This window comes from Pseudorhodoferax sp. Leaf265 (genome assembly GCF_001422365.1).
GTDB lineage: Bacteria > Pseudomonadota > Gammaproteobacteria > Burkholderiales > Burkholderiaceae_C > Pseudorhodoferax.
Genome location: NZ_LMMT01000003.1, coordinates 109,228 through 124,607, shown reverse-complemented (window position 1 = coordinate 124,607; position 15,380 = coordinate 109,228). Strand labels below are relative to the sequence as shown.

Here is a 15,380-nt window from a genome sequence, read left to right as displayed (position 1 = left end):
CTCCAATGCCGCGCGCTCAGGCGGCGGCTGATTTCTTCATCTTGACCGTGAAGACCTCGACCGGACCGGCCGAGTTCTTGTCGAATTCGCAGCCGGTCTGCACACCGATCAGCGCGAGCTCACGTGCCGTCTTGGTGTGCGTGGACGCCGCATGCATGGCCCCGAGCGCGAAGCTGCGGCCCGAACCGATGCCCCAGAACTCCTTGAACTCGAACACCTCGCGGTAGCTGTACAGCCCGTAGATGCCACTGGCGTTGGCCAGCAGCACACTGAACTGGCTGGACTCGTACGGGTCGCCGTCGTCTTCCTTGGTCTGCAGGAAGAACTTCTCCTTGAGGACCGGGTGCAGCCGCGTGAAGGTCTCGAACACCTCGTCCTTGCTCGACAGCCGCAACTCCTCGCGCGGCAGGCCCGCCAGGGCCTTGCGCAGCACGGGGAAGTGCGCCACGGTGCCGGCCATGCCCACGTAGGTGGGCCCGGCTGGCGTGTCGAGCTGGAAGATCTTGCTGTTGTCCTCGAAGCGGTGCGTCAGGCGCGTGTCACCGAAGGTGACCAGCGTGTCGGCCGCGATCGCGACCTGACCCGCCTTCTTCGCGACAACGACGGTCGTCATGCCTGCCGGCGCTTCAAAGAATGATGCGGCGGAAGTCCGCGAGCACCTGGCCCAGGTACGCGTTGAAACGCGCGGCCGCGGCACCGTCGATGACGCGGTGGTCATAGGACAGCGACAGCGGCAGCGTCAGGCGCGGCACGAACTGCTTGCCGTCCCAGACCGGCTTCATCGCGCTCTTGGACAGGCCGAGGATCGCCACCTCGGGCGCGTTCACGATGGGCGTGAAGTGCGTGCCGCCGATGCCGCCCAGGGAGCTGATCGAGAAGCAGCCGCCGGTCATGTCGGCCGGGCCCATCTTGCCGTCGCGCGCCTTCTTGGCGAGTTCGCCCATCTCCTGGCTGATCTGCATGACGCCCTTCTTGTCGGCGTCGCGCAGCACGGGAACGACCAGGCCGTTCGGCGTGTCGGCCGCGAAGCCGATGTGGAAGTACTTCTTGTAGACCAGCGCGTCGCCGTCCAGGCTGGCGTTGAACTCGGGGTACTTCTTGAGCGCCGCGACCACCGCCTTGATCACGAAGGCCAGCATGGTCACCTTGATGCCGGACTTCTCATTCTCTTTGTTGGTGGAGACGCGGAAGGCTTCCAGCTCGGTGATGTCGGCGTCGTCGTTGTTGGTGACGTGCGGGATCATCACCCAGTTGCGGTGCAGGTTCGCGCCCGAGATCTTCTTGATGCGCGACAGGTCCTTGCGCTCGACGGGGCCGAACTTGGCGAAGTCGACCTTGGGCCAGGGCAGCAGATCCAGGCCGGCACCGCCGCCACCGCCAGCCGGGGCCTTGGCGGCCTGGGCCTTGGTCTGCACGGCACCGCTCATCACCGACCTGGTGAAGCCCTGCACGTCGTCCTGCGTGATGCGGCCCTTGGGGCCCGAGCCCTTGACCTCGGCCAGCGGCACGCCCAGCTCACGGGCGAACTTGCGCACCGAGGGTGAGGCATGCGGCAGCGCGCCGGTGGGCGCGACGGTCGGGTTGTGCGCGGCAGCGGGTGCAGCGGCCGCAGCAGGTGCAGCAGCGGGGGCCGGCGCGGCCGCCTCGCTCTTGGCGGCGGTAGGTGCGGCGGCGGCAGCCGCCGGCGCGGGGCTGGCAGCAACCGGAGCACCAGCGGATTCCACCGTGCCCAGCAGGTCACCGATGTTCACGGTGTCGCCGACCTTGACCTTGAGCTCCTTGAGCACGCCGGCCGCGGACGACGGGATCTCCATCGAGGCCTTGTCGCTCTCCACCGTGATCAGCGATTGCTCGAGTTTGATGCTGTCGCCTGGCTTGACCATGATCTCGATGACGGCCACGTCCTTGAAGTCGCCGATGTCGGGCACGCGGATCTCGACCGTGCCGCCGCCTTGCGCAGGGGCCTGCGGCGCGGCAGCCGGCGCCGCAGCAGCGGGCGCAGGTGCGGCAGCAGGCGCAGGTGCTGCAGCTGCCGGGGCGGCCGCCTCGCCAGCGCCTTCCAGCACCAGCACCAGCGAGCCCTGCTTGACCTTGTCGCCCACGGCGACCTTGATCTCCTTGACCACGCCGGCGGCGCTGGACGGGATCTCCATCGAGGCCTTGTCCGATTCGACCGTGATCAGAGACTGCTCGGCCTTGACCGTGTCGCCCGGCTTGACCATGACCTCGATCACGCTCACTTCATCGAAATCCCCGATGTCGGGGACTTGCACTTCCACCAATGCCATGTTGTTCGTCTCGCTCGTGTGTTGTGGAATCAGGCGTACAGCGGGTTGACCTTGTCGGTCTTGATGCCGTACTTGGCGATCGCTTCTGCCACCTTGGCGACCGGCACGGTGCCATCTTCGCTCAAGGCCTTCAGCGCGGCCACGACGATGTAGTGGCGGTTGATCTCGAAGTGCTCGCGCAGCTTGCTGCGGAAGTCGCTGCGGCCGAAGCCGTCGGTGCCCAGCACCTTGTAGTTGCGTCCGGGCGGCACGAACGGGCGGATCTGCTCGGCATACGACTTCATGTAGTCGGTCGAGGCAACCACCGGGCCCACCGAGCCCGACAGCTGCTGCGCCACGAAGCTCTGGCGCGGCGTTTCGGTCGGGTGCAGCAGGTTCCAGCGCTCGGCGTCCTGGCCGTCGCGGCCCAGCTCGTTGAAGCTCGGGCAGCTCCAGACACCGGCGGCAACGCCCCAGTCCTTCTCGAGCAGTTCCTGGGCGAAGAAGGATTCGCGCAGGATGGTGCCGCTGCCCAGCAGTTGCACGGTGGGCGCACCGGCTGCCAGCGCAGGCGCCTGCTTGGCCAGGTACATGCCCTTGATGATCTGCTCTTCCGTGCCGGGCTGCAGGCCGGGCATGGGGTAGTTCTCGTTGAGCAGCGTGATGTAGTAGTAGACGTTGTCCTGGCGCTCGACCATGCGCTTGAGGCCATGGTGCAGGATCACGCCGACTTCGTGCGCGAAGGTCGGGTCGTAGCTCACGCAGTTCGGGATGGTGCCGGCCAGGATGTGGCTGTGGCCGTCTTCGTGCTGCAGGCCTTCGCCGTTCAGCGTGGTGCGGCCCGAGGTGCCGCCCAGCAGGAACCCGCGCGCCTGCATGTCGCCGGCCGCCCAGGCCAGGTCGCCGATGCGCTGGAAGCCGAACATCGAGTAGTACACGTAGAACGGCACCATGATGCGGTTGCTGGTGCTGTAGCTCGTGGCGGCAGCGATCCAGCTGGCCATGCCGCCGGCTTCGTTGATGCCTTCCTGCAGGATCTGGCCGGCCTTGTCTTCCTTGTAGTACATGACCTGGTCCTTGTCGACCGGGGTGTACTGCTGACCGTGCGGGTTGTAGATGCCGACCTGGCGGAACAGGCCTTCCATGCCGAAGGTGCGGGCCTCGTCCACGAGGATGGGCACCACGCGCGGCCCCAGCGCCTGGTCGCGCAGCAGCTGCGTCAGGAAGCGCACATAGGCCTGCGTGGTCGAGATCTCGCGGCCTTCGGCCGTGGGCTCGATGACCGACTTGAAGGTCTCCAGCGCCGGCACGGTGAAGCTCTCGTCGGCCTTGGTGCGGCGGTGCGGCAGGTAGCCGCCCAGGGCCTTGCGGCGCTCGTGCAGGTACTTCATCTCCGGCGTGTCGTCAGCCGGCTTGTAGAACGGCAGTTCGGCGATCTGGCTGTCCGGGATCGGGATGTTGAAGCGGTCGCGGAAGGACTTGATGTCCTCGTCGCTGAGCTTCTTGGTCTGGTGGACAGTGTTCTTGCCCTCGCCGATCTTGCCCATGCCGAAGCCCTTGACGGTCTTCACCAGCAGCACGGTGGGCTGGCCGCTGTGGTTCTGCGCGGCGTGGAAGGCGGCGTAGACCTTCTGCGAGTCGTGGCCACCACGCTGCAGGTTCCAGATCTCGTCGTCCGTCATGTTCTCGACCATCTTGGCCGTGCGCGGGTCACGGCCGAAGAAGTGCTTGCGCACGTAGGCACCGTCGTTGGCCTTCATGGCCTGGTAGTCGCCGTCGTTGGTCTTCATCATGAGCTCGCGCAGCGCGCCGTCATGGTCCTTGGCCAAGAGTGCGTCCCAGCCCTTGCCCCAGATCAGCTTGACGACGTTCCAGCCCGAGCCGCGGAACTCGCCCTCGAGCTCCTGGATGATCTTGCCGTTGCCGCGCACCGGGCCGTCCAGGCGCTGCAGGTTGCAGTTGATGACGAAGATCAGGTTGTCCAGATTCTCACGGGCGGCCAGGCCGATCGCGCCCAGCGATTCGACCTCGTCCATCTCGCCGTCGCCGCAGAACACCCAGACCTTGCGGTTGGCGGTGTCGGCGATGCCGCGGGCATGCAGGTACTTCAGGAAGCGCGCCTGGTAGATCGCCATCAGCGGGCCCAGGCCCATGGACACGGTGGGGAACTGCCAGAACTCGGGCATGAGCTTGGGGTGCGGGTAGCTCGACAGGCCCTTGCCGTCCACTTCCTGGCGGAAGTTGAGCAGTTGGTCTTCGGTCAGCCGGCCCTCCAGGTAGGCGCGCGCATAGACGCCTGGCGAGACGTGGCCCTGGATGTAGATGCAATCGCCGCCGTGCTTTTCGCTCTCGGCATGCCAGAAGTGGTTGAAGCCGGCGCCGAACATGCTGGCCAGCGAGGCGAAGGAGCCGATGTGCCCCCCCAGGTCACCGCCTTCGGCCGGATGGTGGCGGTTGGCCTTGACCACCATGGCCATGGCGTTCCAGCGCATGTAGGCGCGCAGGCGCTGTTCGATCTCCAGATTGCCCGGGCTGCGGGCCTCTTCGCCGGGCTCGATGGTGTTCACGTAGCCGGTGTTGGCCGAGAACGGCATGTCCACCGTGTTCTGGCGCGCGTGTTCCAGCAGTTGCTCAAGCAGGTAATGGGCACGTCCGGGACCGTCGCTGGCGATGACGGCGGACAGCGCGTCCATCCACTCGCGTGTCTCCTGGCGGTCGGTGTCCTGGGGGTCGTTGGCGGCGCCAGACGGGTTCTGGGGTTGGGCTGACATGCGGTCTCCTCGAAATAGATGGACGGTATCTAGGGGCCGACTCTCGGCCGCGCGGCGAAGTGTCGCACACGCCCTTCAGTTTTCAAATAGCAATTTACAATTCTACATTGTGAAATATCGAAGTGGTGGACGTCCCGGCCATTCGACACACCATGCCCGTTGATGGGCAACTGCTGCAAACCCTCACATACACTGCCGCCCATGCGCGTTCCCCCCCCTGATCAGACGCCGGCGACGAGGCCCGCCGCAGCCCCGCTGCGCAAGCCCTGGCGCGCCTGGTGGGTGCGTCAGGCGCCGCACCGGCAGGACCGTTTCGCGGCGCTCGCGCCGCTGGTCGCCGTGGTGCTGTTCCTGGCGGCGATCGCCTCCTCCTTTCTCTATCTGCGACTGGAAGAGATCGACCGCGAGCAGGAGGCCGTCAAGCGCGATGTCGAGTACGCGCAACAGCAGATCCGCCTGCGCCTGCTGGAGCGCCAGGAGCAGCTCATGCGCGTGGCGCGCGATGTCGCCAACGAGGAAATCGATGTCGAGGAGTTCGTCAGCCGTTCGCAGTCGCTGATCTCGCAGTACCCCGAGCTGCAGGCGGTCAGCTGGATCGACGAGCGCCGCCGCATCAAGACCAGCTACGCCGCGCCCAGCCTGCACACGCCGCTCATGCGCATGGTGGACGACGTGCTGCGCCCGGGCGAGACCGAGACCAACTTCAGCCTGGCGCGCGACCTGCACCAGCCGGTCTACGGCCAGCCGCTGGGCACGTCCGGCGACCCGACGCCGCTGCTGCAACTGCACATCCCGCTGACCGACCGCGGCCGCTTCGCCGGCGTGGTGCTGGCCGAGTACGGCACCGACGCGCTGCTGCGCCACGGCGTGCCGGCCGAGGTGCTGAACAAGTACGCCGTGGCCCTGGTGGCCAGCGACGGGCGCATGCTGGCCGGCACGGTCATGCCGCAGCCCAGTTCCGGTTCGCGCCTGCTGCCCTGGTCCAGCCAGGCCGAGCCCTACGAAATCCCGGTCTCGCCGGTCGGAAACGGCCTGGTGCTGCGCGCCCAGGCCTACCGCACTTCGCAGGGCGTGGTCGGCAGCGGGCTGTTCTGGCTGGTCGGCGCACTGTCGGTGCTGACGGCCTGGATGCTGATCGGCAGCTGGAGCCACACGCGCAAGCGCCAACAGGCCCAGCAGGCGCTGATGGCCGAGACCAACTTCCGCCGCGCCATGGAGAACTCCATGCTGACCGGCATGCGCGCCATGGACCTGCAAGGCCGCATCACCTATGTGAATGCGGCCTTCTGCCAGATGACGGGCTGGAGCGAAGGCGAACTGGTGGGCCGCACCGCGCCCTTCCCCTACTGGCCCGAGGAAGACCTGGAGTACCTGATCGCGCGGCTCGAGGACGAGCTCAACGGCCGCAGCACGCCCTCGGGCTTTCAGTTGCGCATCAAGCGGCGCGACGGCTCCATCTTCGACGCGCGCCTGTACATCTCGCCGCTGATCGATGCCGTGGGCAAGCAGACCGGCTGGATGGCCTCGATCACCGACATCACCGAGCCCAACCGCATCCGCGAGCAGCTGTCGGCCTCCTACGAACGCTTCACCACCGTGCTGGAAGCGCTGGACGCTGCGGTGTCGGTGGCGCCGCTGGGCAGCCCCGAACTGCTGTTCGCCAACAAGCTCTACCGGCAATGGTTCGGCGCGCAGACCCACGGCCACGAGAGCCTGGTGGTGCGCGCCGGCATGCCGACCACCCCGCCCAACGACGAGCACCTGGACGATGTGGATGCCTACGCCGGCCTGCCCACCGATTCGCTGACGACCAGCGACGCCGAAAGCGCCGAGATCCAAGTGCCCGAACTCGGCAAGTGGCTGGAAGTGCGGGCGCGCTACCTGAGCTGGGTCGACGGCCGGCTCGTGCAGATGGTGATCGCCACCGACATCACCCAGCGCCGCCAGGCCGAGGAACAGGCCGCGCACCATGCCGAGCGCGCCCAGACCTCCAGCCGCCTGATCACCATGGGCGAGATGGCCTCCAGCGTTGCACACGAACTGAACCAGCCACTGGCGGCCATCACCAACTACTGCAACGGCATGGTGTCGCGCATCAAGGGCAACGGCATCGCGCACGAGGATCTGCTGGCTGCGCTGGAGAAGACCTCGCGCCAGGCCCAGCGCGCCGGCCAGATCATCCACCGCATCCAGTCCTTCGTGAAGCGCAGCGAGCCGCAGCGCAGCCTCAGCAACGTGCAGGACATCGTGCAGGAATCCGTCGAGCTGGCCGGCATCGAACTGCGCCGGCGCAACGTGCGCCTGAGCCACTACGTCGCCGCGCGCCTGCCCCCGCTGATGGTCGACCCCATCCTGATCGAGCAGGTGCTGGTCAACCTGCTGCGCAACGCGGCCGAGGCCATCGACTCGGCCGAGCGGCCGCCCGCACGGCGCAACATCGAGATGCGCGTGCTGCCGCGCCAGGAGTCCGAGGTGCCCGGCATCGAGTTCATCGTCACCGACACCGGCACGGGCCTGGCGCCCGAGGTCATGGAGCACCTGTTCGAAGCCTTCTTCTCCACCAAGGCGCATGGCATGGGCATCGGCCTCAATCTGTGCCGCTCCATCGTCGAATCGCACCTGGGCCGGATGCAGGCCGAGAATATCTACAATGGCCCCGAGTGCATGGGGTGCCGGTTTTCCTTCTGGATCCCGTTGGCGAAAGCTGCCAACGCCCTGCCAAATCCAGCCAATACAGCCAAGAACCCCGGAGTACCCGCATGAGCCTGATCCCCAAGAAAGGCACGGTCTATGTTGTCGACGACGACGAAGCCGTGCGCGATTCGCTCCAGTGGCTGCTGGAGGGCAAGGACTACCGCGTCCGTTGTTTCGAATCGGCCGAGGCCTTCCTGTCGCGCTACGACGCACGCGAAGTGGCCTGCCTGCTGGTCGACATCCGCATGGGCGGCATGACCGGCCTGGAACTGCAGGACAAGCTCATCGAACGCAAGTCGCCGCTGCCCATCGTCTTCATCACCGGCCACGGCGACGTGCCCATGGCGGTGGACACGATGAAGAAGGGCGCCATGGACTTCATCCAGAAGCCGTTCAAGGAAGAGGAACTCGTGGCCCTGGTCGAGCGCATGCTGGACCACGCCAAGGATGCCTTCACCGACCACCAGCAGGCCGCCAGCCGCGGTGCGCTGCTGTCCAAGCTGACCTCGCGTGAATCGCAGGTGCTCGAACGCATCGTCGCCGGCCGGCTCAACAAGCAGATCGCCGACGACCTGGGCATCAGCATCAAGACCGTGGAGGCGCACCGCGCCAACATCATGGAAAAGCTGAACGCCAACACCGTGGCCGACCTGCTCAAGATCGCACTGGGCCAGGCCGCCAAAGCCTGACCCACCCCACCCCGCAGCGCCCGTCCACCGTCCGGTTGGCGGGCGTTGTTCTTGGAGATTCCCCATGACAGCCCAACTGATCGACGGCAATGCCCTCGCCCGCCAGATCCGTGCCGACGTGGCCGGCCGCACCGCCGCCCTGAAGGCCCGCGGCGTCCAGCCGCACCTGGCCATCGTGCTGGTCGGCGACGACCCGGCCAGCCAGGTCTACGTCAAGCACAAGGTCAACGACAGCAGCGAGACCGGCCTGAAGGCCACGCTGGAACGCCACCCGGCCGACCTGGCCGAGGCCGACCTGCTGGCGCGCATCCACGCGCTCAACGCCGACCCTGCCGTGCACGGCATCCTGGTGCAGCTGCCGCTGCCCAAGCACATGGACGCGAACAAGGTCATCGAGGCGATCTCGCCGGCCAAGGACGTGGACGGCTTCCACGTCGCCAGCGCCGGCGCGCTGATGGTCGGCCAGCCGGGCTTTTGGCCCTGCACGCCGCACGGCTGCCTGCGCATGCTGGAATCCATCGGCTACGGCCTGCGCGGCAAGCACGCCGTGGTGATCGGCCGCAGCAACATCGTCGGCAAGCCCATGGCCATGATGCTGCTGGCGCAGAGCGCCACGGTCACCGTCTGCCACAGCGCCACGCCGGATCTCGCGGCCTTCACGCGCCAGGCCGACGTGGTCGTCGCCGCGGTCGGCAAGCAGAACCTGCTCACGGCCGACATGGTCAAGCCCGGCGCCGTCGTCATCGACGTGGGCATGAACCGCAATGCCGAAGGCAAACTCTGCGGCGACGTGGACTTCGAGGGCGTCAAGCAGATCGCCGGCTGGATCACGCCCGTGCCGGGCGGCGTCGGCCCGATGACGCGCGCGATGCTGCTGGTCAACACGCTGGAAGCAGCCGAGCGCGCTGCAGCCTAAGGACGCGATAGCCGCATCCAGGGCTTGTGATTGCCGGGGCTGGCGCAAAATGCCCTGCATGCAGTCCAACCCCCTCCTCTCGTTCTCCGACCTCCCGCTGTTCGACCAGATCCGGCCCGAGCACGTGGCGCCCGCCATCGACCAGTTGCTGGACGAAGCCAGCGCGGCGCTGGAGCAGGCCACGGCGCCGGACTTCCCGGCCGACTGGAGCGCCATCTCGCGCGTGCTGGACACCGCCACCGAGCGCCTCGGCCGGGCCTGGGGCGCCGTGAGCCATTTGAATGCCGTGGCCGACACGCCCGAGCTGCGCGCCGCCTACAACGAGGCGCTGCCGCGCGTCACCGAGTTCTGGACCCGTTTGGGCGCAGACGAACGCCTGTACGCCAAGTACAAGGCCATCGACGCCAAGGCGCTGACGCCGGCCCAGCAACAGGCGCTGCGCAACGCGGTGCGCAACTTCGTGCTGAGCGGCGCCGAGCTGACCGGCGCGGCCAAGGAGCGCTTCGCAGCGATCCAGGAACGCCAGGCCGAGCTGTCGCAGAAGTTCAGCGAGAACGCGCTGGACGCCACCGACGCCTATGCCTACTACGCCACCGCCGAGGAACTCGACGGCGTGCCCGAGGACGTGCGCCAGGCCGCGCGCGCCGCCGCCGAAGCCGAGGGCCAGGCCGGCTTCAAGCTCACGCTCAAGCTGCCCTGCTACCTGCCCGTGATGCAGTTCGCCAAGAGCGGCGCGCTGCGCGAACGCCTGTACCGTGCCTACGCCACGCGCGCTTCCGACCAAGCCGAGGGTGACGCGACCAAATTCGACAACACTGCACTGATCCGCGAGATTTTGGCGCTGCGCCAGGAAGAGGCGCAGCTGCTGGGCTACGCCAACTTCGGCGAGGTCTCGGTCGTGCCCAAGATGGCCGATTCGCCGGCGCAGGTGACGGGCTTCCTGCGCGACCTGGCGCAGCGCGCCCGGCCCTATGCCGAGAAGGACGTGGCCGACCTGCGCGCCTTCGCCGCCGAGAAGCTCGGCCTGGCCGACCCGCAGCCCTGGGACTGGAGCTACATCGGCGAGCAGCTCAAGGAAGCCCGCTACGCCTTCAGCGAGCAGGAGGTCAAACAGTACTTCCCGGCACCCAAGGTGCTGGCCGGGCTGTTCAAGATCATCGAGACGCTGTTCGAGGTCAGCATCCGGCGCGACGACGCGCCCGTGTGGCACCCCACCGTGGAGTTCTACCGCATCGAGCGTGCGGCAGCCCAGGCCGGCCGGAACGACGCAGGGCCGCAACTGGTCGGCCAGTTCTACCTCGACCCCTCGGTGCGCAGCGGCAAGCGCGGGGGCGCCTGGATGGATGACGTGCGCGCACGCTGGCTGCGTCCGGACGACGGCCGCCTGCAGACCCCGGTGGCGCAGTTGGTCTGCAACTTCGCGGCCGGCGTGGACGGCAAGCCCCCGCTGCTCACGCACGACGACGTGACCACGCTGTTCCACGAGTTCGGCCACGGCCTGCACCACATGCTGACTCAGGTGGACGAGCGCGACGTGTCCGGCATCAGCGGCGTGGAGTGGGACGCCGTGGAACTGCCCAGCCAGTTCATGGAGAACTTCTGCTGGGAGTGGGACGTGCTGCGCCACATGACGGCCCACGTGGACACGGGCGAGCCGCTGCCGCGCGCGCTGTACGACAAGATGCTGGCTGCCAAGAACTACCAGAGCGGCATGCAGACGCTGCGCCAGATCGAGTTCTCGCTGTTCGACATGCTGCTGCACACCGAGCACGCGCCCGATGCCGACTTCATGGCGCTGCTGGCTCGCGTGCGCGCCGAGGTGGCCGTGCTGCCCTCGCCCGCGTTCAGCCGCACGCCCAACACCTTCAGCCACATCTTCGCGGGTGGCTACGCGGCCGGCTACTACAGCTACAAGTGGGCCGAAGTGCTGAGCGCCGACGCCTACGCCGCCTTCGAGGAGACCGCGGGCCCGGACGGCCTGCCCAGCATCGAGACCGGCCGGCGCTACCGTGAGGCCATCCTCGAGGCCGGCGGCAGCCGGCCCGCGATGGAGTCGTTCAAGGCCTTCCGCGGCCGCGAACCCACGCTGGACGCGCTGCTGCGCCACCAGGGCATGGCCTGATGTCGGGCGCCGCGCCCGCCGGCAAGCACGCCGTGGCCACGGCGCTGCTGCTGGCCGCGGGCCTGTGTTCGGCCCAGGCCGTGTACCGCAGCGTGGGACCGGATGGCCGCGTCACCTTCTCCGACCGGCCCATCACCAGCGACACCCAAGCCGCGACGACGGCCAGCCGCGGCGGCATTCCGCCCGCCCCCACCGCATTGCCCTACGAATTGCGGCAGACCGCGGGCCGCTTTCCGGTGACGCTGTACACCGGCAGCGACTGCGCGCCCTGCGACAGCGCGCGCCAACTGCTGGCCGCACGCGGCGTGCCGTTCAGCGAACGCACGGTGCAGAGCAACGAGGACATCGAGGCCCTGCGCCGCCTGTCGGGCGACAACAGCCTGCCCGTGGTCACGATCGGCGGCCAGCGGCTCAAGGGCTTCGCGCCCGGCGAATGGACGCAGTACCTGGACAGCGCGGGCTACCCGCGCAGCTCGCAGTTGCCGGCCGGCTACCGGATGCCGCCCGCGCAGCCGCTGGTGGCCGTGCGCACGGCCGAACCCACGGAAGCGGCGCCCCCCCGCACGGCCGCGGCGCCGGCGCCCGCACCGGCGCGGGCTCCGTCCAACCCGGCCGGCATCGTCTTTTAGAACGTCAGCGTCTGCACGCCCTCGGGCGTGCCGAGCAGGCAGACCTGGGCGCGCTGGTGCGCGAACACGCCCACTGTGACCACGCCGGGCCACTGGCTGACCTGGGTCTCGAAGCCCAGCGGGTCGGCGATGGCCAGGCCGGCCACGTCCAGGATGTGCTGACCGTTGTCGGTCACGAGCGGGCCGCTGCCATCCTTGGCCTGGCGCAGCGTCGCCTGGCCGCCCATCGCGGCGAACCGGCGCACCAGTTGCTGCGCCGACATCGGCACCACCTCCACCGGGATCGGGAAGCGGCCCAGCACCGGCACCTTCTTGGACGCATCGGCGATGCAGACGAAGCGGCGCGACTGGGCCGCCACGATCTTCTCGCGCGTGAGCGCGGCGCCGCCGCCCTTGACCATGTGGCCTTGCCCGTCGATCTCGTCGGCACCGTCCACATAGACGGCGAGTTCGCCGACGGCGTTGGCGTCGAACACCGGGATGCCCAGCGCCTTCAGCCGCGCCGTGCTGGCCTCCGAGCTCGACACCGCGCCCGGGATCTGGTCTCGCATTTCGGCCAGCGCATCGATGAAGCAATTGACGGTGGAGCCCGTGCCCACCCCCAGGATCTCGCCCGGCACCACGTAAGCGAGGGCGGCGCGGCCCACCAGGGCCTTGAGTTGGTCTTGCGACAGCGAAGCGTTGGAGGTCATCTGGGAGAATCCGGCGTTTGTTGAGAACTGGCCGAGAATTATCCGATGCCCTTGCTACCGACCCGGCTCACCTATGCCCTGGCCCGGCCCCTGCTGTTCGGCCTGGATGCCGAAGCCGCCCACGACGCCACCATGTCCGCCCTGGCCCGCACCCATGGCACACCGCTGTCCTGGGCCTGGTGCGACCGCCGCGTCGATGACCCCGTCACCGTCGCCGGCCTGCACTTCCCCAACCGTGTGGGCCTGGCCGCCGGCCTGGACAAGAACGCCCGCTGCATCGATGCGCTGGGCGCGCTGGGCTTCGGCTTCGTCGAGGTCGGCACGGTCACGCCGCTGGGCCAACCCGGCAACCCCAAGCCGCGCATGTTCCGGCTGCCGCAGGCGCAGGCGCTGATCAACCGGCTGGGCTTCAACAACGACGGGCTGGACGCCTTCATCGCCAACGTGCAGCGGGCCAAGTTCCGCCAGCAGGCCGGCAAGCCCATGCTGCTGGGCCTGAACATCGGCAAGAACGCCGCCACGCCCACCGAACGCGCCACCGACGACTACCTCGCGGGCCTGTCGGGCGTCTACCCGCACGCCGACTACGTCACGATCAACATCTCCAGCCCGAACACGCAGAACCTGCGCACGCTGCAGGCCGACGCCGCGCTGGACGCCCTGCTCGGCGCGCTGGCCGAGCGCCGCGCCCTGCTTGCGCGCGAACATGCGAGCACCAGCGCTGATGGCCGCACGCAGCTGCGCCGCGTGCCGCTGTTCGTGAAGATCGCGCCCGACCTGGATGAAGCCCAGGTCGCCGTGATCGCCGCCACGCTCAAGCGCTACGCGGACGCCGACAACGCCGCCGACCAGTTGGGCTGGGGCCTGATCGCCACCAACACCACGCTGGCGCGCGACCGCGTGCAGGGCCTGCCGCATGCCGAAGAAACCGGTGGCCTGTCCGGCGCGCCGCTGCTGGCCGCCAGCAACCGCGTGATCGCCCAGCTGCGCCAGGCACTGGGCCCGGCCTTTCCCATCATCGGCGTGGGCGGCGTGCTGTCGGCGCGCGATGCGCTGACCAAGATCGAGGCCGGCGCCGACCTCGTGCAGATCTACACCGGCCTGATCTACCAGGGCCCGGCGCTGGTGCGCGAGGCCGCCCAGGCGATCCGCGACCGCAAGGCCTGATGTCCACGGCAGAGCCCGGGGACGGCCTGCCGACGCCGGCCCGCTACTGGTCGATGGCGGTGATCCTGCTCGGCATCGGCATCTCGGTGCTGGACGCCACCATCGTCAACCTCGCGCTGCCCGGCATCGCGCGCGACCTGAACCGCCCGGCCTCCGATGCGATCTGGATCGTCAACGCCTACCAGCTCGGCGTGCTGGTGCTGTTGCTGCCCTGCGCCAAGTTGGGCGACCTGCTGGGCTACCGCCGCATCTACCTCGCCGGCGTGGCCGTGCTGCTGCTGGGTTCGCTGGGCTGCGTGCTCGCGCGCGACCTGCCCACGCTGGTGGCGGCGCGTGCGCTGCAGGGCATGGGCGCGGCCGGCGTCATGGGCGTCAACTCGGCGCTGGTGCGGCTGACCTACCCGCGCGCGCTGCTGGGCCGCGGCATCGCCATCAATTCCATGACCGTGGCCGTGGCCTCGGTGGCCGGCCCCAGCGTGGCCGCGGCTGTGCTCTCGGTCGCCAGCTGGCCCTGGCTGTTCGCGATCAACCTGCCGGTTGCGGCCGCGCTGCTGCTGCTGGGCCTGCGTGCGCTGCCGGCCAACCCGCTGCCGCTGGCCAAGGGCGGGCTGTCTCTGCTGGACGTGGGGCTCAACGCCGCCATGTTCGCGCTGGTCTTCCTGGGCGTGGACCAGCTCGGCACGCGCGCCCGCCAACCCGGCGTGGCACTGCAGTCGGTGCTGCTCATCGCGGTGGGCCTGGCGGTGGGCGTGGTCTACGTGCGGCGCCAGCTTGGCCAGGCCGTGCCGCTGTTCCCGGTCGACCTGCTGCGCATCCGCGTGTTCGCGCTGTCCATGGGCAGCTCGGTCACGGCCTTCGCCGCGCAGATGCTGTCCAACATCGCGCTGCCCTTCCTGCTGCTGGACGGCTACGGCCGCTCGCATGTGGACACCGGCCTCCTGATCACGGCCTGGCCGCTCGGCAGCATCGTCGCAGCGCCGATCGCCGGCCGCTTGATCGGCCGCGTGCAGCCCGGCCTGCTGGGCTGCGCTGGCATGTGGACCATGGCCACCGGGCTGGCGCTGCTGGCGCTGCTGCCCGCACAACCGCACAACGCCGACATCGCCTGGCGCATGGCGCTGTGCGGCATCGGCTTCGCCCTGTTCCAGTCGCCCAACAACTACCTGATCGTGACCTCGGCGCCGCCGCACCGTGCCGGCGGCGCCAGCGGCATGCTGGGCACGGCGCGGCTCACGGGCCAGAGCATCGGCGCGGTGCTGCTGGCCGTGCTGTTCAGCCTGGCCGCGCCACGGGCCGGCCATGCCGACGGCGCCAAGCTGGCGCTGGGCCTGGCCGCCGCACTGGCCGCCGGGGCCGGCCTGTTCAGCCTGCTGCGCACCAGGCGGACCTGAAGTGCACCGGTGGCGGCCGTCGCCGCCCGGCTGCCGTCCGTC

The 15,380-nt window shown here is 68.8% G+C and carries 11 protein-coding genes; 7 read left to right on the top strand and 4 right to left on the bottom strand.

The window, feature by feature from the left end:
- Positions 1-16: 16 nt before the first annotated feature.
- From ASF45_RS05885 to aceE, 3 genes are read right to left on the bottom strand one after another with little or no spacing between them, the layout of a single operon-like run.
- A complete protein-coding gene (locus ASF45_RS05885; protein ID WP_056658511.1) occupies positions 17-613 on the bottom strand; it encodes a hypothetical protein in 597 nt (198 codons plus the stop codon).
- A 13-nt stretch (positions 614-626) separates the two neighbouring features.
- Positions 627-2,288 carry a dihydrolipoyllysine-residue acetyltransferase gene (aceF, locus tag ASF45_RS05880; RefSeq protein ID WP_056658504.1) on the bottom strand — a complete coding sequence of 554 codons (1,662 nt, stop codon included), beginning with the start codon at positions 2,286-2,288 and terminating at the stop codon, positions 627-629.
- 29 nt (positions 2,289-2,317) lie between these two features.
- Entirely contained in the window at positions 2,318-5,038 is a 2,721-nt protein-coding gene (gene aceE, locus ASF45_RS05875; protein WP_056658498.1) for a pyruvate dehydrogenase (acetyl-transferring), homodimeric type, read from the bottom strand.
- Positions 5,039-5,239: 201 nt separating this feature from the next.
- Between aceE and ASF45_RS05870 the strand changes: the two genes are divergently transcribed.
- The 5 genes from ASF45_RS05870 (at position 5,240) to ASF45_RS05850 (ending at position 12,088) form a co-directional block, all read left to right on the top strand.
- Positions 5,240-7,801 carry a PAS domain S-box protein gene (locus ASF45_RS05870; RefSeq protein WP_056658493.1) on the top strand — a complete coding sequence of 854 codons (2,562 nt, stop codon included), beginning with the start codon at positions 5,240-5,242 and terminating at the stop codon, positions 7,799-7,801.
- The gene (locus tag ASF45_RS05865) at positions 7,798-8,421 is read left to right on the top strand and encodes a response regulator transcription factor (RefSeq protein WP_056658486.1); all 624 of its coding nucleotides are present in this window, start codon (positions 7,798-7,800) and stop codon (positions 8,419-8,421) included. Before ASF45_RS05870 ends, ASF45_RS05865 begins: the two co-directional genes overlap by 4 nt.
- Before the next feature lie 64 nt (positions 8,422-8,485).
- On the top strand, positions 8,486-9,337 hold the full coding sequence (gene folD, locus ASF45_RS05860) for a bifunctional methylenetetrahydrofolate dehydrogenase/methenyltetrahydrofolate cyclohydrolase FolD (RefSeq protein WP_056658481.1): 852 nt from the start codon (positions 8,486-8,488) through the stop codon (positions 9,335-9,337).
- Between the two features lie 58 nt (positions 9,338-9,395).
- Positions 9,396-11,459, top strand: coding sequence for a M3 family metallopeptidase (locus ASF45_RS05855; protein WP_056658786.1), 2,064 nt, complete (start codon positions 9,396-9,398; stop codon positions 11,457-11,459).
- Positions 11,459-12,088, top strand: a complete 630-nt coding sequence (locus ASF45_RS05850) for a glutaredoxin family protein (RefSeq protein WP_056658472.1) — start codon at positions 11,459-11,461, stop codon at positions 12,086-12,088. Before ASF45_RS05855 ends, ASF45_RS05850 begins: the two co-directional genes overlap by 1 nt.
- Here the strand turns inward: ASF45_RS05850 and rpiA are convergent.
- Complete coding sequence (gene rpiA, locus ASF45_RS05845) at positions 12,085-12,780, bottom strand: ribose-5-phosphate isomerase RpiA (protein WP_056658463.1); 696 nt, start codon at positions 12,778-12,780, stop codon at positions 12,085-12,087. The genes ASF45_RS05850 and rpiA overlap by 4 nt on opposite strands.
- A gap of 45 nt (positions 12,781-12,825) precedes the next feature.
- Between rpiA and ASF45_RS05840 the strand changes: the two genes are divergently transcribed.
- Both ASF45_RS05840 and ASF45_RS05835 read left to right on the top strand, forming a co-directional pair.
- Positions 12,826-13,947, top strand: coding sequence for a quinone-dependent dihydroorotate dehydrogenase (locus tag ASF45_RS05840; protein ID WP_056658454.1), 1,122 nt, complete (start codon positions 12,826-12,828; stop codon positions 13,945-13,947).
- The gene (locus tag ASF45_RS05835; protein WP_056658444.1) at positions 13,947-15,338 is read left to right on the top strand and encodes an MFS transporter; all 1,392 of its coding nucleotides are present in this window, start codon (positions 13,947-13,949) and stop codon (positions 15,336-15,338) included. The genes ASF45_RS05840 and ASF45_RS05835 overlap by 1 nt, the downstream gene beginning before the upstream one ends.
- The last annotated feature ends 42 nt before the right edge of the window (positions 15,339-15,380 follow it).

Excerpts from the sequence above, each read along its gene's own strand:
- ASF45_RS05840 (WP_056658454.1), top strand. The coding sequence starts at position 12,826 with ATGCCCTTGCTACCGACCCGGCTCACCTATGCCCTGGCCCGGCCCCTG.
- ASF45_RS05855 (WP_056658786.1), top strand. The coding sequence starts at position 9,396 with ATGCAGTCCAACCCCCTCCTCTCGTTCTCCGACCTCCCGCTGTTCGAC.
- folD (WP_056658481.1), top strand. The coding sequence starts at position 8,486 with ATGACAGCCCAACTGATCGACGGCAATGCCCTCGCCCGCCAGATCCGT.
- ASF45_RS05865 (WP_056658486.1), top strand. The coding sequence starts at position 7,798 with ATGAGCCTGATCCCCAAGAAAGGCACGGTCTATGTTGTCGACGACGAC.
- ASF45_RS05885 (WP_056658511.1), bottom strand. The coding sequence starts at position 613 with ATGACGACCGTCGTTGTCGCGAAGAAGGCGGGTCAGGTCGCGATCGCG.
- ASF45_RS05850 (WP_056658472.1), top strand. The coding sequence starts at position 11,459 with ATGTCGGGCGCCGCGCCCGCCGGCAAGCACGCCGTGGCCACGGCGCTG.
- rpiA (WP_056658463.1), bottom strand. The coding sequence starts at position 12,780 with ATGACCTCCAACGCTTCGCTGTCGCAAGACCAACTCAAGGCCCTGGTG.
- ASF45_RS05870 (WP_056658493.1), top strand. The coding sequence starts at position 5,240 with ATGCGCGTTCCCCCCCCTGATCAGACGCCGGCGACGAGGCCCGCCGCA.
- aceF (WP_056658504.1), bottom strand. The coding sequence starts at position 2,288 with ATGGCATTGGTGGAAGTGCAAGTCCCCGACATCGGGGATTTCGATGAA.
- ASF45_RS05835 (WP_056658444.1), top strand. The coding sequence starts at position 13,947 with ATGTCCACGGCAGAGCCCGGGGACGGCCTGCCGACGCCGGCCCGCTAC.
- aceE (WP_056658498.1), bottom strand. The coding sequence starts at position 5,038 with ATGTCAGCCCAACCCCAGAACCCGTCTGGCGCCGCCAACGACCCCCAG.